This is a genomic window from Enterobacter sp. A103 (assembly GCF_034427535.1).
GTDB classification, from domain to species: Bacteria; Pseudomonadota; Gammaproteobacteria; order Enterobacterales; family Enterobacteriaceae; genus Enterobacter; species Enterobacter asburiae_B.
Genome location: NZ_JAXQPQ010000001.1, coordinates 890033 through 914437, shown reverse-complemented (window position 1 = coordinate 914437; position 24405 = coordinate 890033). Strand labels below are relative to the sequence as shown.

Sequence of the window (24405 nt, the reverse complement as noted above, 5' to 3'; positions counted from 1 at the left end):
ACATGCCACCGAAAGCCCGACGTACTCCTTATGCGATCACCACGCATGGCGATACGCGTATAGACAACTATTACTGGCTGCGGGACGATTCTCGCTCCCGGCCAGAGGTACTCGACTACCTGCACGAGGAAAACGACTATGGCCGCAAGGTCATGTCCAGCCAGCAGACGCTTCAGGACCAGTTGCTGAATGAAATGGTGCAGCGTATTCCCCAGCGCGATATCTCCGCGCCCTGGACCAAAAATGGCTATCGCTATCGCCATATTTACGAGCCCGGCAATGAGTATCCCATCTACCAGCGTCAGTCGGTGTTAAGCGCCGAATGGGATGAGTGGGATATTCTGCTGAATGCCAACCAGCGCGCCGCCCACAGCGAGTTTTATACCCTGGGCGGCATGTCCATTTCCCCTGACAACGCGGTGATGGCGCTGGCGGAGGATTATCTCTCCCGCCGCCAGTACGGCCTGCGGTTTCGCAATCTGGAGACCGGCAACTGGTATCCGGAAATGCTGGAAAACGTCTCCCCGGATTTTGTCTGGGCGAATGATTCCGAGACGGTTTACTACGTTAAAAAGCACGTGTCGACGCTGCTGCCTTACCAGGTGTGGCGACATACCGTGGGAACAGACTCCGCTGACGACGAGCTGGTTTATGAAGAGAAAGACGAAACGTTTTATGTCAGCCTGCATAAAACCTCCTCACGCCACTATGTGATTATCTTCCTTGCCAGCGCGACGACGTCGGAAGTCCTGCTGCTGGATGCCGAACTGCCGGACGCCCAGCCGCTCTGCTTCCTGCCGCGCCGCAAGGATCACGAGTACAGTCTGGATCACTTCCAGCACAGCTTTTATTTGCGCTCCAATCGCGAGGGCAAAAACTTTGGTCTCTATAAAACCAAAGTGCGCGATGAGCGCAAGTGGGAGGTGCTTATCCCCGCGCGGGATCAGGTGATGCTGGAAGGGTTCACCCTCTTTACCGACTGGCTGGTGGTGGAAGAGCGTCAACGCGGGCTGACCAGTATCCGGCAAATCAACCGTAAAACCCGGGAAGTGGTGGGGATTGCGTTTGATGACCCGGCCTACGTGACGTGGATTGGATTCAACCCTGAACCCGAATCGTCGCGGTTGCGCTACGGCTACTCCTCCATGACCACGCCGGACACCCTGTTTGAGCTGGATATGGATACCGGGCAGCGCCAGGTGATTAAACAGACCGAGGTAAAAGGGTTTGAGTCCGAAAACTACCGCAGCGAGCACCTGTGGGTCACCGCCCGTGATGGCGTGGAGGTGCCGGTCTCTCTCGTTTACCATCGGGCTCATTTCCAGAAAGGCAAAAACCCGATTCTGGTGTACGGCTACGGCTCGTATGGTTCAAGCATGGACGCCGATTTCAGCAGCAGCCGGCTAAGCCTGCTCGATCGCGGTTTTGTTTTCGCCATCGCCCATATTCGCGGCGGCGGTGAGCTGGGCCAGCACTGGTATGAAGACGGGAAATTCCTGAAAAAGAAAAACACCTTCAATGACTACCTCGACGTCTGCGATGCGCTGATTGAGCAGGGATACGGCGATCCGCAGCTCTGCTTTGGGATGGGGGGCAGCGCGGGCGGCATGCTGATGGGGGCGGCGATCAACCAGCGTCCCGACCGCTTTAAGGGGATTGTCGCGCAGGTTCCGTTTGTCGATGTGGTCACGACCATGCTCGATGAATCCATTCCCCTTACTACCGGGGAATTTGAGGAGTGGGGGAATCCGCAGGATGAGATGTACTACCGCTATATGAAAGAGTACAGCCCGTACGATAACGTGGAGGCGAAAGCCTACCCGCATATGCTGGTCACCACCGGTTTGCATGATTCTCAGGTGCAATACTGGGAGCCGGCAAAATGGGTGGCAAAGCTGCGGGAGCTGAAAACCGATGACAATCTGCTGCTGCTGTGTACCGATATGGATTCCGGACACGGAGGGAAATCGGGGCGATTTAAATCGTACGAAGGGGTTGCTCTGGAATATGCCTTCTTGATAGGCCTGGCGCAGGACACGCTGCCAGGCCGTGCAGAGCGTTAAGCGTCGCCCAGATAATGTTTCAGCGTTAAGCGCAGCTCCGGGCTCATTCTGTCGAGGTTGTTATACAGCCAGCGCAAATAGCCCGGGTCTTTATCCGCCACCTCGGACACCGGTTTCCCGCGATATTTACCAAAGGTAAACGTGGTCAGCAGCGCGGGACGTCCTGTGATCGTCGCCATGTCATCCGGCGTCCAGCCAGAGATATTCATAATATCAATCAGCAGCGCGGCGGTGATATAGCAGTCATACAGGGCGCGGTGATGGTGAAGCCCCTCAGGGGTACGAACGCTCAGCTTGCGGGACTTGTACAGCGCCATGTTGCTGTATTTAATCCCCGGCCAGAGACGACGCGCCAGCTTCATGGTGCAAATCCATTCCCCCGGCATTTCAGGCAACACCCGGCGGTCAAAGCTGGCGTTATGCGCGACGTACCACGGGCTACCGTAGTAGTGCGGAATAATCTCTTCGATCCACGGCTTATCCGCCACCATCGATTCGGTAATGCGATGGATAGCCATCGCCTGTGGGCTGATGGGGCGATCGGGACGCACCAGATGGCTCATGGGGTTGACGATTTTACCATCAACCACGTCGACAGAGGCCACTTCCACTATTCCGCCCTGAAGATCGCAAGTTTCGGTATCGATGACGCGCAGCATTGAAAACTCCTGAGCTTAAAACGCCTAGCCTAAAGGAATGATATCGCCTTGCCAACCCTCTCCGCCGAGCGTGCCGGTCACCAGAAGCTCGCCCTTATCCGCGCGCACGATCAGCTGGCCTTTTTCATCCCACAGCGCGCTGCCGCCGCAGGCGTTCGCCATCAGCACCGCAATGGCATATTTATGCGCGAAGCGCTGCAGGTTACTGATGGACTGCCGCCAGCGATTATCCCCCACCGACTGGCAGCTGGTAACAAGCGTTGCCCGGGGATCGAGATTGGGCGAATCGGGATGTGCATCAAGGATGGTAAGGTGTTTATCCCCCGGCACGAGGCTGGCACCGCGCCCTTGCGGATAGCGCAAAATGCGATGGCGAGCGGGCGATAACAGCACAAGGCCTTTCTGGCGCTGGCCATTCTGCTCCAGGGGGAGCCCGGCAATAACGGTAATCTGATGTAGATGTGCCGCGTTGAGCAGCGGCTCCAGCTGCGCGTCATCGGGCGGGGGAGGTAACGTCGGCGAGCCAGAGCCCGTTAATGAGAGTTCAGGGAAAACCAGCAGATCGCACCGCTGCCGTGCTGCTTCGGCGATGAAGCGCAGGTGGTGCGTAACATGGTCATCTACAGTTTGATGCAGCCCGCCATACTGGGCTGCCGCTATATTCCAATGTGACATCGTGACTTCCTTATACACTGAGTCGCAGAGATTTAAGAATACACCTAAAATAATCAGGGTTTTCTTATCCTGCCAGATTCCGCGTAAGGAAATGTAACGACTCGTTAAGCTTATTTAACTTTAGGCTCGTACGGTAAACGGGAGAGGTTGACCGAGGCGAGGCGGTGGGCGATGAGTCTTTCGCGAAACCAGTCGCGCAGATGGGCGGGCTGTTCCCGTTCCACGACTTCAGCCACGACGGGCATGTTGTAACGCTCTTTGAACGCGACGCCAGCGGCAGCGAGATCGACATTCACTTTATCCATCTCGTCCTGCGGAAGGGCGGCCAGATTGATCTTCATTACCTTCTCCTTTTTATGCGGCGGCAACGTTACCGCGATTGCACGACGATGACAAGCGGAGGCAGGATGATCCTCGACTCGTTTATTATACAGCGTTATTCTTTAGCATACAGACATAACAAAAAGGAATGATAGGATGGGTTTCTCCGCTTCCCGCGCGGTCTGCGCACTGGTTTTTGTGGCCTCGACAATGATGACGCCTTCCGTGCTGGCACATGCACATCTTAAACAGCAGATCCCGGCAGCAGACAGCGTGGTGACCGCACCGCAGGCACTTACGCTGAATTTTTCAGAAGGTATCGAAGCTGGATTTAGCGGTGTAGTGGTAACGGATGCGCAAAAGCAGATCGTCAAAACGGGAACCGCTACGCGCGACGAAAAGAACAAAGCTCAGCTTACCGTGCCGCTGGAACAAACGCTGGCATCAGGGACTTACCAGGTGGACTGGCATGTGGTCTCCGTGGACGGCCATAAAACCAAAGGCAGCTATCACTTTAGCGTGAAATAGCATGCTGGCGCTGTGTTATATCGGGCTACGCTTTATCCATTTCGGGGCGCTGATGCTGGTGTTTGGCAATGCGCTTTACAGCGTCTGGTTTGCGCCTTCCTCTCTCCACCGTCTGATGTCCCGGCGATTCCAGTCGCAGCAGAAAGTGGCGGCCTTAGTGAGCCTTGCGGCAGCGGTCCTGATGTTTATGCTGCAGGGCGGATTGATGGGCAGCGGCTGGGGAGATGTGTTTGCGCCACAGATCTGGTTCAGCGTGATGGGAACCCGGTTTGGCGGTGTCTGGCTGTGGCAAATAATCCTCGCTGCGCTGACGGTCGGTGCGGCATGGCTTGCGCCGCTGAAAGGTTCGCGGCTGCTGCTGCTCGCAATGGGCCAGCTTATCCTGCTGGCTGGGGTAGGGCATGCGGCGATGAACGACGGTCCGACGGGGGCGCTGCAGCGTCTTAATTATGCTTTTCACCTGATATGTGCCGCCACCTGGCTTGGCGGATTACTGCCCCTGCTGTTCTGTATGCGTCTGGCGAAAGGGCACTGGCAGAATGCCGCCATCTTTACCATGATGCGCTTCTCGCGCGTGGGGCATTACGCCGTTGCGGGCGTCCTGCTCTCCGGGGTGATAAATGCGCTCATGATACTGGGCCTCGATATTCCCTGGCAGGCTGGCTACGTGCGGTTTTTGTTGTTCAAATGTGCGCTGGTGGCGTTGATGGTGGTAATTGCGCTGGCAAATCGGTATTTTCTGGTGCCACGGTTTCGTCCGGAGAGCGGGCGAGCACAACAGATTTTTATCAGGATGACACAGGCAGAAGTGGTGCTGGGAGCGCTGGTGCTGGCAACGGTCAGTCTGTTCGCCACCTGGGAACCCTTCTGACAAGGTTAAATATCATATGAAAAAGACAGTACTTTCTCTCTTATTGCTGGCCTGTACGGGGAGCGCGCTTGCCGCACCGCAGGTTATCACCGTGAGTCGTTTTGAAGTGGGTAAGGACAAATGGGCGTTCAATCGCGAAGAGGTGATGCTGACCTGCCGTCCAGGCCATGCGCTGTATGCGATCAACCCGAGTACGCTGGTGCAATACCCGCTGAATGATACCGCAGAGCAGCAGGTAGCCAGCGGCAAGAGCAGCGGCCAGCCGATTAGCATTATTCAGATCGATGACCCGGCGCATCCGGGACAAAAAATGAGTCTGGCGCCGTTTATCGAGCGCGCCGACAAGCTCTGCTAACGTTCGGGTTTCCAATAAAAAACCGCAGATGCTTGCGAAAGCACTGCGGTTTTTCACTTTTAATGATGCTCTGGCGCTTTTTTTCCGACCGCTTTTGCTGTGGACTGGAAAACCTGGCGTCGTCATCTATTCTTAAAAGGCAAGGCGACTTAGCCTGCATTAATGCCAACTTTTAGCGCACGGCTCTCTCCCAAGAGCCATTTCCCTGGACCGAATACAGGAATCGTATTCGGTCTCTTTTTATCTGTATGTTTTTCAAAGCATTGTTCGGTGTTGACTCTAAATCACCCGAAACTTTCTCGAACATTCCATATCCTGTCTAAACCATAACATACTCAGGACCGCGTGCGTCCAGGGTTTTTTGGGATCTTTGTTAAAATTTTGTGGCCGAGCGACCGCTGAGCAAACGCCTTCTGGCGAGCAAAAGGGCAGCCCTAAGCTAAATAATGAACGCGCTGAATTTGTCTTTGTGGCGGACAATGTACTCCGGGAAGTTTTCAACCGTTAGCTCTTGCTTGATTAATGTCCTGTCCCGACCCCAGATATCTTCCGCATTTTTAATGACCTTCATGATGTGTTCCGGGTTGTTAAACTCAGGAAGATCGTATTCAGTATGGGATATGGTCGACATTTTTTCTGAGATGCGCTCGGGGGTCATTACCCACGAGAAGTGCCAGCCACCATTGTCAATAATGCTGTTGTTAATCTTGAACCAGTTCCACTTTAGCCAGGACCAGTTTTTAACGCTTCGGGTGCGTTTAAGATTCCTGAATGATTCAGGTTCGCCGCCAAAGAAACTAACGAGATTTTTATATTGTGTGGCTCGCGGTAATTTACATTTTCTTGGCGTGTTGTCAGTATTAAAAACCTGCAGGTTGAACTGATAATTATAGAAATTCTGATAAATAGTGGTGCAGAGCTTTTTGGGATTTATCGATGCTACCACCTGTGGTGAAAATATCTCATCGACATCGGAAACTAAAATCAAATCATCATCGTTGGCATGCGTCAAACCCTGCATGATGGCATTCCTCTGCGCGGCTTCATTTGCCCACGCATCCACCACCATTCCCTCTGGCAGACCCGGAATCACCTCCCGAGCAGGGTGTGATTCTTCAGCGGCTTTCGTAAGCGGTTCTTTATCATGAACAACGTAGATAATTTTATCTTTAAACTGGCTGTATTTATTAATGTCAAAATGCAGCGGCCTCTTTTTACCGGTAAAGGTATGCGTTGACTCAACGATAACGAAGCGATCGACAACGTCCGCGAGCGTGTTTAGCCTGATTTCGAGAAGCATATCTTCATCGTAATATAAGAAGCAGTCATAGATCATTACCGAAGTCCCTCATTTTTGCGCCCACATTGCGCTCTTCCCAACGCATTCGCCGGTTTCATTTCGCGCAATGCTAACTGAGCGCCCTCGCCCTGTGCAATAGTGGGCTGCTTTATCATTCTTTTTTAAACGGAATGCATCCGCTATGCAGTGAGCGAAGACGCTGGCCAGGCTTAAAAGTGGGACTTAACGGATGCCTCTATTTCATCGAGCAGCTCAAAGCGACGGCGGTATTCGGCGCGTTTTTTACTGGCAATTTCTTCAAGGGATTTACGCTCCATCTGCAGCGGCAGTTGCCAGCAGAAGCTTGAAAGTTTTTTACCGTCCAGAGACGCCCAAAATTCATCGTAGCTGGCGTGGAAATGGCGGCCTTTGCTCAGGCGATATCGCAACGCGCGGAAAACGTGCCCTTCATCGCTGACGGCAAAAATCGCCCGGACAGATGACTGTGCAGCCAGCTGAAAAAGAACTTCCATTAACACGCGCTTAGGGAACAGGCCGTGACAGGCGCGGGTGGCCTGCTTAATGACGTCTCGCGATACGCTGCGGCGGGGCCCCTGAAGCCCGCCGATGACCATGACTTGCTGGCCGTTACTGCGCGCGACGCTAAAGGTCAGGCTGGCCAGCAGCGTATCCTCGTTGTCGCGTAGCCACAGCGTGCTTTCGCCTTCGCGCTCGGCTTTCCCCGCAGAGGAGGCATTGACCGTATAGGTTACACCGTCTTTGGCGTGGAACTGCACAACGGTTTGCTCCTGCGGGCTGCTCAGGGCCTGAGCGAGACCGCTCTCTCTCAGGCTATCAATCCAGTAGTAATGGTTGACGATAGCGTCGGCGCGATCGTTAGCCGTCAGGCCGCGCATCAGATACTGTCGGTGGGTCTTGCTGGGCAACGTAATTTGAGAGGCCAGCAGCCTGTCGAAATCGTCGCGACCCGAAAGGGCTTCCAGCATGCGATGGGTAGAAGACCAGAACAGAAGCGAGCGTAAAAGGAACTTCAGGCGATATTCGCGTTTACGCCAGATTGGACCCGGCACGCGTTTGCCGTTCACCAGCTCGGAAATAATGTTTGTGCGATGCGGATAGAAAACATCGTTATGCAGGTGCGTATTAGACACGTGAAGACCCCTCTTTTTTTATACCCTTATTCTAAAGAGCCAATAAAAAGGGATTAATAGCGCGAGGATCTTTATTTCTGTTTGGTTTACCGTTTGTTTCACTTCGTGACGACCGCGCCGGTCTGCCGCCTTTTCTGCGGCGGCTATACTGTTTAAAGGAGGTTCTATGTATCAGCGAATTGAAGGTGGGATGTGGCGTCACGTCTGGGTTGTCAGCGATATACACGGTTGTTACCAGTGGCTTATGGATGAGCTTAAACGCCGTCACTTTAACCCGTATGAGGATTTACTTATTTCGGTCGGGGATGTGATCGATCGTGGCCCTGATAGCGTTAAATGCCTGCAGTTAATTCATGAAAAATGGTTTCGTGCCGTGCGGGGAAACCATGAGCAAATGGCTCTCGACAGTCTGGATAATAACGATTTTTCACTCTGGACGATGAATGGCGGAATATGGTTTTCGCATCTTGAACGCGACCAGCAACAGCTGGCCCTGTCGTTGCTCGACGCCTGTCGCGATTTACCGCATATCATCGAGATAACCTGTGCGAACGGTCTGAATGTGATTGCCCATGCGGATTATCCAGCCGCGGAATACCGGTGGCAAAAACCGGTTAGCGCCCAGCGCGTCTTATGGAACCGCGACAGGCTGATGGGATTTATGGTGGGCAAAGGAGAGGGCATCAGCGGCGCGGATCATTTCTGGTTTGGGCATACGCCTCTCGACAGAAGATACGATTTTAATAATCTTCACTACATTGATACGGGGGCTGTTTTCGACGGTTACTTCACGCTGGCGCAGCTGCAGTAATAAATAACCCGCCTTCGGGCGGGTTCTCTTTAGGTCAGGCAAGACGCATGACCCAGGCATCGGTTTTACTATCGTAATGCTCGCGGTAAAGGACAGAATGTTCGCCATCAAGTATTGCCGGGACGCTGGTGTCTGCATCCCATGCATCAAGCTGCATGCACAAATCCGGGTCGGATTTGCAGGGAATACTTAACGTTCGATCGCCTTGTGCTTCGCCGCGCAGCTCTGCGTCGTCGATCTCAAAAGCGCCAATACGCACGCTGGTTTTCGTCATAGTGCTCTCCGGGTCGGTTGTCAAAATCTGGTATGACCAGTGCGATCACCCATTTTTGATCGTAGACAAGGAGAGCAAAATCGCCAGTAAAAAAATGCGCTTTTTTTCAGGCTGTGCGATCGTTACCGGTAAACAGACGGCCGTCCCGAACCAGCTCGCGCGGATAGCTGTTTTTCAGCCTTGAGCCGACCTTTTTTGCCACCCCCAGCGGATATCCCTGATACGTCACTATCACTTCATCGCCTGATGGCGTGCTGTCCGGATAGACATCGCGGCCACGGTACCACTCTTCGGCTTCCTGATGCGTCAGGGCAAAGGTATTCTCGCGTCCGGCAAGGGCGATAACGGCCTCATGCTGCCAGCGATACCCTTTATTATGCACTTCCGCCAGGCGTATCCCGATTCGCGAAAAACGGACCTTTCCGATAAGCGGCTCGATCTGTGCCGGGAACAGCCATATCTCTTTATCACGCATCCAGGGGTGCAGGCTCTCATCCCAGACCAGCCCAACCTTTTTGGCGGCGGCTTCAAGCTGTGCTGCATCGCGACCTTTAAGAGGGGAAAACGGGAAGTTGCCGACCTTGAATTTAGGTGCGGGCAGGGGAGCAACCGCCTGCGTTTTACGCAAACGAGCCACAAAAAAACCTTCGCAGTCGTAAATCTGCGGGAACACGTGAAGGAAACCCTCCGGCGTGACCGCCTCCTGTGCCGAGGCGAACAGGCCGTTAAGCGGCAGGAACTCAACTGCCTCCGGGTAGTTCGCTTTCAGCCACAGGCAGACGTCTTCGTTTTCATCGCGGTTTAAGGTGCACGTTGAATAGACCAGCGTGCCGCCAGGGCGCAACGCGTGAAATGCGCTGTCGATCAGCTCGCGCTGCGTGGCGGCGATCTCCAGGTTGCTCTCAACTGACCAGTTTTTTAACGCGTCGGGATCTTTACGCACCACCCCTTCGCCGGAGCAGGGCGCGTCCAGCAGAATGGCATCGAAGGCTTCCGGTAAAGCGGCGCCAAACACGCGTCCGTCGAAGTGCGTCAGGGCAACATTATGAATACCGCAGCGGCTGATGTTGGCATGCAGCACCTTCACGCGGCTGGCGGAAAACTCGTTGGCGAGGATCGCCCCGTGGTTACCCATTCGGGCGGCAATTTGCGTGGTTTTTGAGCCAGGAGCGGCGGCAACATCCATCACGCGTTCAGGCGCATTGCCATCGGCGAACAGGGCGGCCACCGGCAGCATCGAGCTGGCTTCCTGAATATAGAACAGGCCGCTCAGATGTTCAGCGGTACTGCCCAGCGGCAGCGAGGCTTCGTCATCGCGTTCGATCCAGAACCCCTCGGCGCACCACGGGACCGGCGTAAGCTGCCAGCCGTACGGCGAGACCAGCGCCAGAAAATCCTCGACGCTGATTTTCAGCGTGTTGACGCGAATACTTCGGCGTAACGGACGCTGGCAGGCGGCGATAAAATCATCTAACGACAGGTGAGAAGGAAGCGCCTCGCGCATCTGCGCCAGGAATTGTTCAGGAAGAAATACGGAGTTTTGAGCCACGGGCACACCACAGGGAAAAGTTCAGGTGCGCAGTGTAACATAAAGGCTCCGGTGCGTTGACACCGGAGCCTTTCAGATTAACGCGGCAGGGCGGTTCCCCATTCGCGCCACTCTTTCGGTTCGCTTTCGAGCAGCAGGAAGTGTTTACCCGGCTGCGCTTTCGGCGCCAGCGGCGTGCCCGGCGGCGTGGCAAACGCGATACCGCCGCGAATGAACTGGTTGAAGGTGCCGGTTTTCACCACGCCTCCCGTCAGGCCAAAGTCCAGCGAATAGCCTGATGCCAGCCAGAATACCGAGTTATTACGGACCAGGTGCTGGTAGCGTTCGCTGATGCGTAACGCCACCATTACGCGGTCGGAGAGCGTACCGAGCGTCAGGCCCGTGACCGTACCCACTTCAATGCCGCGGAACAGAACCGGGGTGCCGATGCTCAGCGAGCCCGCTTCCGGCACTTCCACCACGATGCTCAGGCCGCCAAGGTAGCGCGAGTCGGTGATTGTGGCTTCCTGAAGCTCGAAATCACGACGGGCATTGCCCTGGCCCGGCTCAACGTTGATGTACGGCTGCAAAATGGTGTCGAGATGCTCAACGCCCGCGGCCGAGATCTGCGGCGTCACCACCGAGAAGCGCGAACCCGTGCGGGCGAAGGTCTGCACATATTCCGGGTACAGCACGGCGGTGGCCTGCACCTCGTTGCGCGAGGTAATCAGCGTCAGCTTCTGGATTTGTCCAATATCAATGCCCAGATAGCGGATTGGCATGCCTTCCGCCAGCTTGCCGGCATCAAACGCGTGCAGGGTAATCTGTCCACCCACGGCGCGCGCGGCGGTTTCGGACGGGAAGAGAATACGCTTATCGCCTTTACGCAGATTCGCGCCCGCGCCGCTAAGATTATCGAAGCTAATCGCCCCGCGCAGCGCGCGTGAAAGCGGGGAGGCCTGCACGGTCAGCCCGTTGCCGTTAAGCTGGACTTTCGCGCCGCCTTCGGCCCAGAAGACGCTGTTTGGCGTCAGCAGCTTGCGGTACTCCGGCTTGATATGCAGTTCGATATCAAACGCGTCCGCACGCGGGCGAACGGCGATGACTTCCCCAACTTCAAACTTGCGATACAGCACCACGGATCCTGCCTGTACGTCCGGCAGCGTCTCGGCGCTTAATGTCAGCGTGGTGGTAGGGAGATCGCTCAGGCTGTTTTCAACCGCTTTCTCCAGGTTGGCATACAGCGGATAGCTGTCGCGAACGGGGCCTTTATCACCGGGCAGAATGCGGATGCCGCCGTTAACCCATTCGCTGGCGCTGGCGCCGAGGAATTCCACGCCGTCCAGTCCCACCTTCACATCGACGCGACTGTTCACCACGAATTTGCTGTCACCGTGCACCAGGTCGCTGTACTGCGGATCGATGGCGACCGAGAAGGTCACGCCATTGGCGGAGAGCTTACGCTCCAGCACCTGGCCGACCTGCACGCCGTGTAAAATTAACGGCTGGCCGGCTTCGATTCCGTAACTTTCTGGCGCATTCAGCGTGACGGTCACTACGCCCGGCTTTTGCAGCAGGGATTTATCCGCCGGGGCAATCACGAAGCTATTGCTGGGCTCACCTTCGCCGGGGATGAGTTCAAACGTATTGCCGGTCAACAGCGTGCTGAGGCTGGCATCGTTCAGGGAGAGCTTTGGACTGCGCATTTCGATACGCGTTTTCTCGCGCAGGAGGTCGACCACGCTCGGGTCGACAGTCATTTCTCCTGTGACCGAGCCGCCCGGGTTGAGCGTCATTTTGGTGAGCTGACCAACCTGCAACCCCTGATACATCAGCGGCGTTGAGCCCGCTTTTAGCCCCTTAGCATCGGGCAGGGCGAGTTTGACGATCACGCCGCGCTGGCTGTGCGCCAGGTCAGCGTACAATCCAAATGAGTCATCCGCGGTGGCAGGGCTTGAGTTTTCCGGGGAGTCAAAGGCAATGGCACCATTCACCAGCGCGGCCAGACTCTCCAGCTTCACTTTCGCACCGCTCAGGCTGACGTCCGCATCCACGCCGGAGACGTTCCAGAAGCGGCTGCCTTTTTTCACCAGATTGGTGAAGCGACGCTCGATCAGCACGTCGATGGTGACGCCCTGTTTATTCGGGTTGATCGCGTAATCGTACACGCGGCCAACCGGGATTTTGCGGAAATAGACCAGCGAACCGCTGTTCAGAGAACCGAGATCCGGCGCCTGCAGATGAATCATTAAATCGCCGTTGTTGAGGCGGTACTTGGGCTGTGTATCCAGGGCAACAAAGTGATCCTGCGGCTCTCCTTTACCCGGCATCATGCCGATATAGTTACCGCCCACGAGCGCATCCAGCCCTGACACGCCCGCCAGAGACGCTTTTGGCGTGACCAGCCAGAACTGCGTTTCGCTGCGCAGGGCATCCTGCATGTCAGATTTAATACTGACCCGCACCTGAATCTTGTTCAGCCCTTTTCCAAGGGAGATGTCCTGAACCGTACCCACTTCAACCCCCTGGAAGCGAACGGGCGTTCGCCCGGCGACGATGCCGTCGGCGGTCTGGAAATCAATGGTGACGGTACTCCCGCGATCTTCATAGCTCGTCCAGATCAGCCAGCCTGCAATCATCAGGGCGATGACGGGCAGCAACCAGAATGGCGAAATGCGGCGTTTTGTTTTAATTCTCGCTTCAGTCGGCGAAGCGGGGGTTTCCTGACTCATGTGCATCCCAAAGTAAGCGGCTATCCAGCCATTCCACAGCAAGAATAGTCAATATCACCGCAGAGCCGAAATAAAAAGCCGCGGGTCCCATTGTAAAAGCAAGTAGCTGGTCGCGATTGATGAGCGACATCATCAGCGAAATCACGAACAGATCTAACATTGACCAGCGGCCAATCCAGGTGACGAACCGCAGCAGCAGAATGCGGGTCCGTAAGCCTTGTTCACATTTAAAGTGAATGCTGATGAGCAGGGTAAACATCACCACCACTTTGGTAAAGGGAACCAGGATACTGGCAATAAAAACGATCGCCGCCACCCCGACGTTGCTGTGCGCAAGGGAGATAATCCCGGAGAGGATAGTATCCTCCTGACGCCCGCCATTCACGTAAATGATGGAAATCGGCAGCATATTGGCTGGGATCAGAAACACCAGGGAGGCGATCAGCGCGGCCCAGCATTTTTGCAGGCTGTTGTTGCGCCGCAGTCTCAACGGAATGTGACAACGCGGGCAGCGCCCACGCGCGTCGGGCAAGCCGGTATAGTGGCATCCCAGACAGACGCGCAGATTTTCATCAGGACGCGTGGCGGGGCGCTGAGGGTAAAATCGCTCCCAGAGCTGTTCAACGTTCAGGTGGATCAGCGTCAGGATGCTCAGCAATACCAGGCTGATGAAAGCAAAAAGTCCGATGCCGGGCTGCAAAAAGGCGTAGTCCTGCACCTTTATTGACGCAACGCCCACGCCCACCAGATAAATATCCAGCATCACCCACTCTTTGAGCTTATCCAGCATCAGCAGAACCGGGCGAAGGTTCATGCCGAGAATATTACCAAACCACAGATAGGCAATGGCGGCGACCAGCACCAGCGGCGCACCAACGGTGCAGAAAAGCACCATGGCAGCGGTGATGGGATCGCCCTGACGGGTCATCTGCCAGATACCCTGCAGCACGTTGGCGTCAATGCGTACGCCAAGCAGGTAGAGTTTCAGCAGCGGTTCGCTCCAGGCGAAGGGCATCAGCAGCAGCATGGTGACGGCCATGGCGGCGAGGCGGGTGAGCGACCAGTCGCGGCCGTCGCGAATTTTGGCGTCGCAGCGGGGACAAAAGGCACTTTGGTGCGATTTCATCTTCGGCAACATAAAAAGCGTATCGCACTGGGGGCAACGCTGATAATGTGCACGTGGCAAAGCTTCGCTCACCGTATGGACAGTTATCTTTCTTGTCGGCGTAATTTTGGTTGTTTTTAAGGCCATCAGCTGCGCACAAATAAGTATTGTTGAAAGTTATAATAACTCATGAACGGATTCATCTTGAGCATGAGCGCATTTAATGCTTATTTTAATAGGCTATGCGGTAAATTTGTAAGACAACTAAGTGATTGAATAATGAACAAAACAGAATTCTACGCGGATCTGAACCGCGATTTTAAGGCATTGATGGCGGGTGAGACCAGCTTCTTAGCCACTCTGGCAAATACTAGCGCATTGCTGTTTGAACGTCTCTCTGACGTGAACTGGGCCGGCTTTTACCTCCTGGAAGGTGAAACGCTGGTGCTCGGCCCGTTCCAGGGCAAACTGGCCTGCGTGCGTATTCCGGTAGGGCGTGGCGTATGCGGCACGGCGGTGGCCGAAAATCAGGTCCAGCGTGTGGAAGACGTTCATGCGTTTGACGGGCACATTGCCTGTGATGCCGCCAGTAATTCTGAAATCGTTCTGCCGCTGGTGGTCAAAAATCAGATTATTGGCGTTCTGGATATCGACAGTACGGTCTTCAGTCGCTTTACAACCGAGGACGAACAGGGGCTGCGCGAGCTGGTGGCGAATCTGGAAAACGTACTCGCTGCAACCGATTATCAAAAATTCTTTGCGAGCGTCGCAGGATAATCAACGGATAACGTAGCATTTACTGATAGCGTCATTATAATGACGCCTGTTCATGCCTGCGCTTGTTGGCAACGTCCGTTGTAATCAGGAAATTTCATGGAAAATCAACCTAAGTTGAATAGCAGTAAAGAAGTTATCGCATTTCTGGCCGAGCGTTTCCCGCAGTGCTTCAGCGCGGAAGGTGAAGCTCGTCCCCTGAAAGTCGGTATTTTTCAGGATCTGGTGGCGCGTGTTGAAGGGGAAATGAACCTCAGCAAAACTCAGCTGCGTTCCGCCTTACGTCTTTATACTTCGAGCTGGCGCTACCTGTACGGTATCAAACCTGGCGCGACCCGCGTGGATCTCGACGGCAACCCGTGTGGTGAGCTGGACGAGCAGCACGTTGAGCACGCGCGCAAGCAGCTGGAAGAAGCCAAAGCACGCGTTCAGGCGCAACGTGCAGAACAGCAGGCGAAAAAACGCGAAGCCGCAGCGGCAAACGGCCAGGAAGAAGCGCCTCGTCGTGAGCGTAAACCACGCCCTGCGCCGCGCCGTCAGGATAATAATGATCGCAAACCGCGTGCAGACAAACCAGCAGCAAAAGCCCCGCGTGCCCCTCGTGAAGAGCCGCGCCATACGCCGGTTTCTGACATTAACGCCCTGAGCGTAGGTCAGGCACTGAAGGTAAAAGCGGGTAACAATGCTATGGACGCCACCGTACTGGAAATCACCAAAGATGGCGTTCGTGTACAGCTGACTTCTGGTATGTCAATGATTGTACGCGCAGAACACTTGTTGTTCTGAAACGGAGGCCAAGCCTGGCATGAACACTTTTTTTAAGCTCACCGCGCTGGCGGGCCTGTTTGCCATAACAGGTCACGCTTTTGCAGTGGACGATATTACGCGTGTTGATCAAATTCCGGTTCTCAAGGAAGAGACGCAGCACGCGACGGTGAGCGAGCGCGTGACCTCACGTTTTACCCGCTCGCACTATCGTCAGTTCGATCTCGATCAGGCCTTTTCGGCCAAAATCTTTGACCGCTATCTGAACTTGCTGGATTACAGCCATAACGTTTTGCTCGCCAGCGATGTCGAGCAGTTCGCTAAGCGCAAATCCGAGGTGGGTGACGAGTTGCGTTCTGGCAAGCTGGATCTGTTCTACGATCTCTACAACCTGTCGCAAAAGCGCCGCTTTGAACGCTATCAGTACGCGCTGAAAGTGCTGGAACGTCCGATGGACTTCACCGGTACTGACACCTTTAATCTGGATCGCAGTAAAGCACCCTGGCCGAAAGATGAAGCCGAGTTGAATGCGCTGTGGGACGGTAAAGTTAAATACGACGAACTGAGTCTTAAGCTGACCGGCAAAGACGAAAAAGAGATCCGTGACACGCTGACGCGTCGTTACAAATTTGCCATTCGTCGTCTGGCGCAGACCAACAGTGAGGATGTTTTCTCACTCGCGATGACCGCCTTTGCGCACGAAATCGATCCGCACACCAACTATCTCTCTCCACGCAACACCGAACAGTTCAATACCGAGATGAGCCTGTCTCTGGAAGGTATCGGCGCGGTGCTGCAGATGGATGATGATTACACGGTGATCAATTCCATGGTCGCGGGTGGCCCGGCATCCAAAAGCAAAGCGATTAGCGTAGGCGATCGCATTGTGGGTGTAGGACAAACAGGCCAGAACATGGTCGACGTCATCGGCTGGCGTCTCGATGACGTGGTTGCGCTGATCAAAGGTCCGAAAGGCAGCAAGGTTCGTCTGGAAATTCTGCCTGCCGGTAAAGGCACCAAAACCCGTATCGTTACCCTGACCCGCGAGCGTATCCGTCTGGAAGACCGCGCGGTGAAAATGTCGGTGAAAACCGTGGGTAAAGAGAAGGTGGGTGTTCTGGATATTCCTGGCTTCTACGTGGGCCTGACTGACGATGTGAAGGTTCAGCTGCAGAAGCTTGAAAAGCAGAACGTCAGCAGCATTATCATCGACCTGCGCAGTAACGGCGGCGGGGCGCTGACGGAAGCGGTTTCACTCTCCGGTCTGTTCATTCCATCTGGTCCGGTGGTTCAGGTGCGCGATAACAACGGTAAAGTGCGTGAAGATGCCGACAACGACGGTGTGGTCTACTACAAAGGCCCGCTGGTGGTCCTGGTTGACCGCTTCAGTGCTTCCGCGTCTGAAATCTTTGCCGCTGCAATGCAGGACTATGGCCGCGCGCTGATCGTCGGTGAGCCAACCTTCGGGAAAGGCACCGTTCAGCAGTATCGCTCTCTGAATCGTATTTACGATCAGATGCTGCGTCCGGAATGGCCTGCGCTGGGCTCGGTTCAGTACACCATTCAGAAATTCTACCGCGTGAACGGCGGCAGTACGCAGCGTAAGGGCGTAACGCCGGACATCATGATGCCGACAGGCACGGAAGAGACCGAAACCGGCGAGAAGTTTGAAGATAACGCCTTGCCGTGGGACAGCATCAATGCCGCGACCTACGTGAAAGCGGGTGATATGACGCAATTTGGCCCTGAACTGCTGAAAGCGCATAACGACCGCATCGCGAAAGATCCGGAGTTCCAGTACATCATGAAGGACATTGCACGATTCAATGCCCTGAAAGATAAGCGTAATATCGTTTCTCTGAACTACGCACAGCGTGAGAAAGAGAACAACGAAGACGATGCAACCCGCCTGGCGCGTATCAACGATCGCTTCAAGCGCGAAGGCAAGCCTCTGCTCAAGAAACTGGACGATCTGCCAAAAGATTACCAGGAGCCGGATCCGTATCTGGACGAGACGGTGCATATCGCTCTCGACCTGGCGAATCAGGAAAAAGAGAAACCTGCCGTACAGCCCGCTCCGGCAAAATAATCACCCAACAGGCACAAGAAATTGTGCCTGTTTCTTTTTGTTCTTCATCCTTCCGTCAGCCAGATTTCCAATTGTGTAAAGTTGTGTCTTTCTGGTGACTTACGCCCGCCGGATGCTTGAAAATAGCCGCAATACCCATACGATGTGGGTAATCGCATAGTGCGTTTTGTTAAACTGAGGTAAAAAGAAAATTATGATGCGAATCGCGCTCTTCCTGCTCACCAACCTGGCGGTCATGGTGGTTTTCGGGCTCGTGCTAAGCCTGACAGGAATTCAGTCGAGCAGCGTTCAGGGTCTGTTGATTATGGCGCTGCTGTTTGGTTTTGGTGGCTCGTTCATCTCCCTGCTGATGTCGAAGTGGATGGCACTGAAATCGGTGGGTGGTGAGGTTATTGAACAGCCGCGTAACGATATGGAACAGTGGCTGATGAATACGGTGGCTCAGCAATCCCGTCAGGCCGGGATCGCCATGCCGCAGGTGGCGATTTACCATGCCCCGGACATCAACGCTTTCGCGACGGGCGCCCGTCGCGATGCGTCCCTGGTTGCCGTCAGCACCGGATTGCTGCAGAACATGAGCCGTGACGAAGCCGAAGCGGTTATTGCCCACGAAATCAGCCATATCGCCAACGGTGACATGGTGACCATGACCCTGATTCAGGGCGTGGTGAACACCTTCGTGATCTTCATCTCCCGTATTCTGGCGCAGATCGCGGCAGGCTTTATGGGCGGCAACCGTGACGAAGGTGAAGAGAGCAACGGCAACCCGCTGATCTACTTCGCCGTTTCGATGGTTCTGGAACTGGTATTCGGTATTCTGGCCAGCATCATCACCATGTGGTTCTCCCGCCACCGTGAATTCCACGCGGATGCCGGCTCGGCGAAGCTGGTTGGTCGTGAGAAGATGATTGCCGCGCTGCAGCGCCTGAAAACCAGCTACGAGCCGCAGGAAGCGAACAGCATGATGGCCTTCTGCATTAACGGTAAATCCAAATCGCTGAGCGAGCTGTTTATGTCTCACCCGCCGCTGGATAAACGTATCGAAGCGCTGCGCAGTGGGGAATACCTGAAGTAACGCTAAGAACCCTAATAAGCCGGGCAGGAGAACACTCCGCCCGGCTTTTTTTATGCCTGAACTTTGGGCTGGGTCACCCGCAGGCCGCTGACGACCGCCGCGAGGGAAGCAAGGGCTCCCGCGGTGAGAAGCGCAACGTGGTTGCCGTTTTGTCCGACGAGGTTAAACATCAGGGCGACCAGCGCTGCGCCGCTGCTTTGTCCCAGAAGGCGCGCGGTCCCCAGCATGCCGCTGGCACCACCGCTGCGATGGCGCGGCGCGGAGGTGATAATGGTGTGATTGTTAGGGGACTGGAACAGGCCAAACCCTGCGCCGCACAGGATCATGCGCCAGATGATGTCCAGATCGGTTGGCGAGGACGGTAGCAGAGCCAGCGCGAAAAGGCCTGTCGCCATCACCGCCAGCCCCAATGCTCCCAGTAAACCGGCATGGACGCGTTCAATTAAGTAACCTGCCAGCGGAGCCATCACCATGGTCGCCAGCGGCCAGGGGGTTAACAGCAGGCCGGTCTCCACTTCTGAACGGCCGACCACGCTCTGCAGAAAGAAGGGCAGAGAAACCAGGGCCAGCATTTGGGCGCAGAACGAGCAGACTGACGTGCAAATAGAGAGGGAAAAGAGGGGAATACGCAGCAGATCGACCGGCAGCAAAGGCACGGGGAGAGTGAGCTGGCGGCGAACAAAGAAGAAGCCGATCGCCAGCAGGGCGATGAGCTCCGCGCCGGTAAGCATCAGGGACTGTCCCTGCGCAAAGCCGCTCAGCGCCGTAATCAGCAGGCCAAAGGTCAGGGCATTCATCACCGCACTCGCCACATCGAAGCGCGGCATGGTGCTTTTGGGACCGTTAGCGGGAAGAAAGCGCAGGGCAAAGAAGATGGCGACAATGCCCAGCGGCACGTTAATAGCAAACAGCCATTGCCATGACGCAACGGAAAGGATCGCCGCCGCTATGGTTGGCCCGGCGGCTGAAGAGACGGCCACGATGAACGAGTTAATCCCCATGCCGCGCCCCAGATGACGCTGCGGATAAATTAAGCGGATCAACGCCGTGTTTACGCTCATCAGCGCCGCGCCGCCAAAACCCTGCGCGATGCGGGCAAGCGTCAGGGTATGCAGTGAATCTGAAAGGGCGCATAACAACGACGTGAAGGTGAAGACCACCAGACCGCACTGATACACCCGACGGTAACCGAACATATCGCCCAGGAAAGAGAACGAGAGCAGAGAAACCACAATCGCAATCTGATAGGCATTAACGATCCATATCGAACTGGCGGGAGAGGCGTGCAGGTCGCTGGCGATGGTTGGCAGGGCAACGTTCGCGATTGCGCCGTCGAGGACGGCCATTGAGATACCAATAATGATGGTCGCTATAGCGCCATACCGCTGGGGTAAAGGCAGGCCATCGTAAAGGGTCTTTTCCATTAGGATTAAAAAAGCTCAGCGTGAAATTATTCTCAGGGTAACTATTTTAGCATTGTTACAGCCGCGATATGTCGCAGATTTGTAACGAAGTAAACGCGGATTGATTGCAGGTGACATGACGGGAACTTATAATAAAAACCGGTTCTGATTTTTATAAAACACTCTCTATGAGGTGGTAAATGGCTATTGCGGATTTGGATAAACAGCCAGATTCTGTTTCTTCCGTGCTGAAGGTTTTTGGCATCTTACAGGCGCTGGGGGAAGAGCGTGAAATAGGTATTACAGAGTTGTCGCAGCGCGTGATGATGTCTAAAAGCACCGTATATCGCTTTTTGCAAACCATGAAGTCGCTGGGCTATGTAGCCCAGGAAGGTGAATCTGAAAAATACTCTCTGACGCTGAAGCTGTTTGAGCTGGGCGCCCGTGCGCTACAAAATGTTGACCTGATCCGCAGCGCTGATATCCAGATGCGTGAGATCTCTCGCCTGACCAAAGAGACCATCCATCTCGGCGCGCTGGATGAAGACAGCATTGTTTACATCCATAAAATCGACTCCATGTACAATCTGCGCATGTATTCGCGCATTGGTCGTCGCAACCCGCTCTACAGTACCGCGATTGGTAAGGTTCTGCTGGCGTGGCGCGATCGTGAAGAAGTGAAGCAGATCCTCGAAGGCGTGGAATACAAGCAAAGTACTTCCCGAACCATTACCAGCACGGACGCGCTGTTAACGGTGCTCGATCGCGTACGCGAACAGGGCTATGGCGAAGATAACGAAGAGCAGGAAGAGGGGCTTCGCTGCATCGGCGTTCCGGTATTTGACCGCTTTGGGGTTGTGATCGCGGGCTTGAGTATCTCCTTCCCGACCTTACGCTTCTCCGAAGAGCGCCTGCATGAATATGTGGCTATTCTGCACACTGCCGCACGTAAGATTTCTGAACAGATGGGTTACCACGACTACCCGTTTTAACCTCTGCTCGTATAAAAAAAACGCCGCTCTGTTGCGGCGTTTTTTTTGCCAGTCATTTCACCGGCCGATTAGCCATTATCAATCACGACGGATGTCTTACGCAGGACCGGACAGTGGGTCAAGCCAACGATCCCGCTGTCCGTATGAAGATACTGCGCAGTGCTCACGCCCTGTGCTGTTAAATATTTACATTGAATCCCTAACCCGGCTGCGTTCTCGGTGCTTCCCACGAGCACACCGTAACCTGTGAGCAGAAGGCCAATCCAGACGATGGCCAGCGCAATAATTGTTCGAATGATGAAGCGCATCATTAACCTCTTTTGTCGTTGTTATCATAAAGCTAGCGTAAACGGTTTACACGATGAAACAAGTGCAGGATTCTGAAAAAAAGCGCGATGGCGGTACAGTTAGTCCTTGTTTAAGATAAGCGTGATAACCTCGTTACATCAGGTTTTTAGACGGAGTGTGGAGTGAAAAAAATACGCTGGGTAATTCTGATTATCGTGCTGATAGCGTGCGTGGTGTTATGGACGCAGACGATCAATGTGATGTGCGATCAGGATGTACAGTTTTTTAGCGGCGTTTGCGCAATCAATAAGTTTATTCCGTGGTAATACGCATTTTTTCTCAAGGTGATTTCCTTCCTTCGCGCCAGTGGTAAAATAGACGTTTTTATTGAGGTGGTGAAATGGGTGAGTTACTGAATTCAGGGCTGCTGAATATGGCATCCCTGATGATTTCTTTGGTTGTTCTGCTTGTGGGCCTGGTCATCTGGTTTTTCGTGAACCGCGCCAGTTCCCGTACTAACGAGCAGATTGAACTGCTGGAAGCGCTTCTCGATCAGCAAAAACGTCAGAATGCGCTACTGCGCCGTCTGTGTGAGGCTAACGAACCGGAAGAGAAAGACGCGCCGAAAGACGTGGTCGCTGAAGATAACAAAGACGAAGACGACTTTATCCGCCTGGTGGCTGAGCGTTAATCTTTTGTCCGGGAGGTGGCTGTGGTCTGGAAAAATCCCTGGTATGACCCCTCCCTGAAACATCACACTCCGAACGGTTTTCGTAATACCGATCCTGTCGGACATCAACCCGGCGACCTTGACCGTTGGCGCAAAGCGCGTAAAGAGGCCGGTTTACCGAAGCCACCCGCGCTGGGTTATGAAGACTTTATCCAACAGTGGTGGCAACCGGTTGAGCTTACGCAACCTCATGAAGATGGGGTATGGTGGCTGGGACACGCCAGCGTGATGCTGCAGCTGGACGGCAATATCATCCTTACCGATCCTGTTTTTTCACGGCGCGCTTCTCCACTCCCTTTCCTGGGACCACAGCGCAAAACGCCTCCCGCTCTGTCAGTCGATCAACTCCATCAGCTTGATGCGGTCGTCATCTCCCATAATCATTACGATCATCTTGATGACGCGACCATTCGCCGTATTCTCAAACGCTTCCCCGAGGTCAGTTTTTTTGTTCCGCTGGGCCTGGCCGGCTGGTTTCGCCGCCGGGGGGGAAAACGCGTGGTTGAGCTCGACTGGTGGCAGAGCTTCACCTGGCAGGGGATGACGCTGACCGCCGTACCGGCACAGCACTGGAGTATGCGCACGCCATGGAACCGCAATCGCTCATTATGGTGCGGCTGGGTTATGGAAGGTCGACATCATCGTTTCTGGTTCAGCGGAGATACGGGGTATTCGCCCGAGCTGCTGTTGATACCTGAGCGTCTGGGCCATATCGATGCTGCCGCGTTACCAATAGGTGCCTATGCTCCACGATGGTTCATGGCTGTCCATCATATGGATCCGCAATCTGCGGTGGCATTGTGGCAGCAGCTGGGCTGCCCTCTGGCGTTTCCCATTCACTGGGGCGTGTTTGAACTGGCAGATGAATCCCTGGATGAACCTGTGCGGGAGTTAACTGACGCGCTAGATAATTTAGCACCAGTTAATCATTCTTTCAGGATACTGAAAGTTGGTGAATATTTATCCTTAAAAACGAAGCGATAACGTAGTGCATATATTCTGTCTGTAAACGCGTTCAGGAATGTTTTATTTTTATCGAAACGTTTTGCTTGCCTTCTTTTGATGCAGAGTCATAAAAATTTCATTATTTTGGTGCATAACACTGTTTATTAGTTGGTGCATTTTAATACAGGTCGGCGCGGGTTATTAACAGTGTTTTTTCTCTGAAACAATTTGGTCGCGTTACAATGATTTAAGCATAAGTTTTCACAAATTGTTCTAACTCAATCAGGACGTAAGATTTCTTTTCCCGTTTGCTGGACGCTTCGTAATCATTGAGCTATGTTAAAAAAGTCTTAGATTACAGCGCTTGTGAAAGCAACGCTGGGTCTTTGTTACGCAGCAGAGCTGTCTGTAAGTGATGCGCATAATTGTGCAAAACCTGACAGGCACTGTTCGAATTTGTGCGGCGGATCGAGACATGTTTAAAAATGGCTTGCCATATTAAACATAGTGTGTGATAACACGTTTTGGGTCAAACGAGGTACAGTTCTGTTTATGTGTGGCATTTTCAGTAAAGAAGTCCTGAGTAAACACGTTGTCGTTGAATACCGCTTCTCTGCCGAACCTTATATTAGTGCCTCATGCAGTAATGTCTCAGTTTTATCTCAGTTAATGCCTGCGGGCTAAGAAAACACTCTAAGGAATTTTGCAAAATGGCAAAGATTAAAGGTCAAGTTAAGTGGTTCAACGAGTCTAAAGGTTTTGGTTTCATTACTCCTGCTGACGGCAGCAAAGACGTGTTCGTACACTTCTCTGCAATCCAGGGTAACGGCTTCAAAACTCTGGCTGAAGGCCAGAACGTTGAGTTCGAAATTCAGGATGGCCAGAAAGGCCCAGCTGCAGTTAACGTAACTGCTATCTGATCGAACCGCTGCTGACTGAAGCGCTTAGCACTTCAATCTCAGACATAAAGC

The 24405-nt window shown here is 54.1% G+C and carries 25 protein-coding genes and 1 pseudogene; 15 read left to right on the top strand and 11 right to left on the bottom strand.

Annotation, left to right across the window (positions count from 1 at the left end; all coding sequences use genetic code 11):
* Positions 1 to 2 precede the first annotated feature (2 nt).
* Entirely contained in the window at positions 3 to 2063 is a 2061-nt protein-coding gene (gene ptrB / locus SPH27_RS04400; RefSeq protein WP_182072468.1) for an oligopeptidase B, read from the top strand.
* On the opposite strand, the gene exoX is transcribed toward ptrB, so the two are convergent.
* From exoX to SPH27_RS04385, 3 genes are all read right to left on the bottom strand, one after another.
* On the bottom strand, positions 2060 to 2722 hold the full coding sequence (gene exoX / locus SPH27_RS04395; protein ID WP_010432611.1) for an exodeoxyribonuclease X: 663 nt from the start codon (positions 2720 to 2722) through the stop codon (positions 2060 to 2062). The two genes, ptrB and exoX, sit on opposite strands and share 4 nt — an antisense overlap.
* A 24-nt stretch (positions 2723 to 2746) precedes the next feature.
* On the bottom strand, positions 2747 to 3397 hold the full coding sequence (locus SPH27_RS04390) for a carbon-nitrogen hydrolase family protein (protein ID WP_047061090.1): 651 nt from the start codon (positions 3395 to 3397) through the stop codon (positions 2747 to 2749).
* Between the two features lie 110 nt (positions 3398 to 3507).
* A complete protein-coding gene (locus SPH27_RS04385; protein WP_008500465.1) occupies positions 3508 to 3738 on the bottom strand; it encodes a DNA polymerase III subunit theta in 231 nt (76 codons plus the stop codon).
* A gap of 136 nt (positions 3739 to 3874) precedes the next feature.
* On the opposite strand from SPH27_RS04385, the gene yobA reads away from it, so the two are divergent.
* From yobA to SPH27_RS04370, 3 genes are read left to right on the top strand one after another with little or no spacing between them, the layout of a single operon-like run.
* Positions 3875 to 4246 (top strand): CopC domain-containing protein YobA, encoded by a 372-nt coding sequence (gene yobA, locus SPH27_RS04380; protein ID WP_182072466.1) that lies wholly within the window; start codon positions 3875 to 3877, stop codon positions 4244 to 4246.
* A gap of 1 nt (position 4247) precedes the next feature.
* Complete coding sequence (gene copD / locus SPH27_RS04375; protein WP_048979917.1) at positions 4248 to 5117, top strand: copper homeostasis membrane protein CopD; 870 nt, start codon at positions 4248 to 4250, stop codon at positions 5115 to 5117.
* A gap of 16 nt (positions 5118 to 5133) precedes the next feature.
* Positions 5134 to 5472 (top strand): YebY family protein, encoded by a 339-nt coding sequence (locus SPH27_RS04370; RefSeq protein ID WP_033145840.1) that lies wholly within the window; start codon positions 5134 to 5136, stop codon positions 5470 to 5472.
* Positions 5473 to 5911: 439 nt separating this feature from the next.
* Here the strand turns inward: SPH27_RS04370 and SPH27_RS04365 are convergent, their stop codons facing one another.
* Together SPH27_RS04365 and SPH27_RS04360 are read right to left on the bottom strand one after the other, a co-directional pair.
* The gene (locus SPH27_RS04365) at positions 5912 to 6808 is read right to left on the bottom strand and encodes a benzoate transporter (protein WP_182072464.1); all 897 of its coding nucleotides are present in this window, start codon (positions 6806 to 6808) and stop codon (positions 5912 to 5914) included.
* Between the two features lie 173 nt (positions 6809 to 6981).
* Positions 6982 to 7923 (bottom strand): VirK/YbjX family protein, encoded by a 942-nt coding sequence (locus SPH27_RS04360; protein ID WP_033145838.1) that lies wholly within the window; start codon positions 7921 to 7923, stop codon positions 6982 to 6984.
* A gap of 166 nt (positions 7924 to 8089) precedes the next feature.
* On the opposite strand from SPH27_RS04360, the gene pphA reads away from it, so the two are divergent.
* The gene (pphA, locus tag SPH27_RS04355; RefSeq protein ID WP_033145837.1) at positions 8090 to 8734 is read left to right on the top strand and encodes a protein-serine/threonine phosphatase; all 645 of its coding nucleotides are present in this window, start codon (positions 8090 to 8092) and stop codon (positions 8732 to 8734) included.
* A gap of 34 nt (positions 8735 to 8768) precedes the next feature.
* Here pphA and SPH27_RS04350 read toward each other — a convergent pair whose 3' ends face one another.
* From SPH27_RS04350 to yebS, 4 genes are all read right to left on the bottom strand, one after another.
* Positions 8769 to 9008 (bottom strand): YebV family protein, encoded by a 240-nt coding sequence (locus SPH27_RS04350; protein ID WP_008500472.1) that lies wholly within the window; start codon positions 9006 to 9008, stop codon positions 8769 to 8771.
* Positions 9009 to 9114: 106 nt separating this feature from the next.
* A complete protein-coding gene (gene rsmF, locus SPH27_RS04345) occupies positions 9115 to 10557 on the bottom strand; it encodes a 16S rRNA (cytosine(1407)-C(5))-methyltransferase RsmF (RefSeq protein ID WP_182072462.1) in 1443 nt (480 codons plus the stop codon).
* 77 nt (positions 10558 to 10634) lie between these two features.
* Positions 10635 to 13268 carry a PqiB family protein gene (locus SPH27_RS04340; RefSeq protein ID WP_033145835.1) on the bottom strand — a complete coding sequence of 878 codons (2634 nt, stop codon included), beginning with the start codon at positions 13266 to 13268 and terminating at the stop codon, positions 10635 to 10637.
* On the bottom strand, positions 13237 to 14520 hold the full coding sequence (yebS, locus tag SPH27_RS04335; RefSeq protein WP_023312213.1) for a membrane integrity lipid transport subunit YebS: 1284 nt from the start codon (positions 14518 to 14520) through the stop codon (positions 13237 to 13239). The genes SPH27_RS04340 and yebS overlap by 32 nt, the downstream gene beginning before the upstream one ends.
* Positions 14521 to 14652: 132 nt before the next feature.
* Here yebS and SPH27_RS04330 point away from each other — a divergent pair, with 132 nt between their 5' ends.
* The 4 genes from SPH27_RS04330 (at position 14653) to htpX (ending at position 19076) form a co-directional block, all read left to right on the top strand.
* Positions 14653 to 15150 carry a GAF domain-containing protein gene (locus SPH27_RS04330; RefSeq protein ID WP_008500476.1) on the top strand — a complete coding sequence of 166 codons (498 nt, stop codon included), beginning with the start codon at positions 14653 to 14655 and terminating at the stop codon, positions 15148 to 15150.
* A 96-nt stretch (positions 15151 to 15246) separates the two neighbouring features.
* A complete protein-coding gene (gene proQ / locus SPH27_RS04325; protein ID WP_182072460.1) occupies positions 15247 to 15933 on the top strand; it encodes an RNA chaperone ProQ in 687 nt (228 codons plus the stop codon).
* 19 nt (positions 15934 to 15952) lie between these two features.
* On the top strand, positions 15953 to 18001 hold the full coding sequence (gene prc, locus SPH27_RS04320; RefSeq protein WP_029741991.1) for a carboxy terminal-processing peptidase: 2049 nt from the start codon (positions 15953 to 15955) through the stop codon (positions 17999 to 18001).
* A gap of 193 nt (positions 18002 to 18194) precedes the next feature.
* Positions 18195 to 19076 carry a protease HtpX gene (gene htpX, locus SPH27_RS04315; RefSeq protein ID WP_014884290.1) on the top strand — a complete coding sequence of 294 codons (882 nt, stop codon included), beginning with the start codon at positions 18195 to 18197 and terminating at the stop codon, positions 19074 to 19076.
* Between the two features lie 50 nt (positions 19077 to 19126).
* Here the strand turns inward: htpX and SPH27_RS04310 are convergent, their stop codons facing one another.
* Positions 19127 to 20500, bottom strand: a complete 1374-nt coding sequence (locus tag SPH27_RS04310; RefSeq protein WP_182072458.1) for an MFS transporter — start codon at positions 20498 to 20500, stop codon at positions 19127 to 19129.
* Between the two features lie 179 nt (positions 20501 to 20679).
* On the opposite strand from SPH27_RS04310, the gene kdgR reads away from it, so the two are divergent.
* Positions 20680 to 21471 carry a DNA-binding transcriptional regulator KdgR gene (gene kdgR / locus SPH27_RS04305; protein ID WP_023312208.1) on the top strand — a complete coding sequence of 264 codons (792 nt, stop codon included), beginning with the start codon at positions 20680 to 20682 and terminating at the stop codon, positions 21469 to 21471.
* Positions 21472 to 21539: 68 nt separating this feature from the next.
* Here the strand turns inward: kdgR and SPH27_RS04300 are convergent, their stop codons facing one another.
* On the bottom strand, positions 21540 to 21779 hold the full coding sequence (locus SPH27_RS04300; protein ID WP_033145832.1) for a YobH family protein: 240 nt from the start codon (positions 21777 to 21779) through the stop codon (positions 21540 to 21542).
* Positions 21780 to 21941: 162 nt separating this feature from the next.
* Here SPH27_RS04300 and mgrB point away from each other — a divergent pair, with 162 nt between their 5' ends.
* The 5 genes and pseudogenes from mgrB to cspE all read left to right on the top strand — a co-directional run bounded on the left by mgrB (position 21942) and on the right by cspE (position 24354).
* The gene (gene mgrB, locus SPH27_RS04295) at positions 21942 to 22085 is read left to right on the top strand and encodes a PhoP/PhoQ regulator MgrB (protein ID WP_006175995.1); all 144 of its coding nucleotides are present in this window, start codon (positions 21942 to 21944) and stop codon (positions 22083 to 22085) included.
* A 74-nt stretch (positions 22086 to 22159) separates the two neighbouring features.
* Positions 22160 to 22450, top strand: coding sequence for a YebO family protein (locus SPH27_RS04290; RefSeq protein WP_039263640.1), 291 nt, complete (start codon positions 22160 to 22162; stop codon positions 22448 to 22450).
* 21 nt (positions 22451 to 22471) lie between these two features.
* Positions 22472 to 23473, top strand: coding sequence for an MBL fold metallo-hydrolase (locus SPH27_RS04285; RefSeq protein WP_182072456.1), 1002 nt, complete (start codon positions 22472 to 22474; stop codon positions 23471 to 23473).
* 513 nt (positions 23474 to 23986) lie between these two features.
* Positions 23987 to 24131 (top strand): annotated as a pseudogene (locus SPH27_RS04280) (DUF2627 domain-containing protein).
* 13 nt (positions 24132 to 24144) lie between these two features.
* On the top strand, positions 24145 to 24354 hold the full coding sequence (gene cspE / locus SPH27_RS04275) for a transcription antiterminator/RNA stability regulator CspE (RefSeq protein WP_001062678.1): 210 nt from the start codon (positions 24145 to 24147) through the stop codon (positions 24352 to 24354).
* Positions 24355 to 24405: the final 51 nt, after the last annotated feature.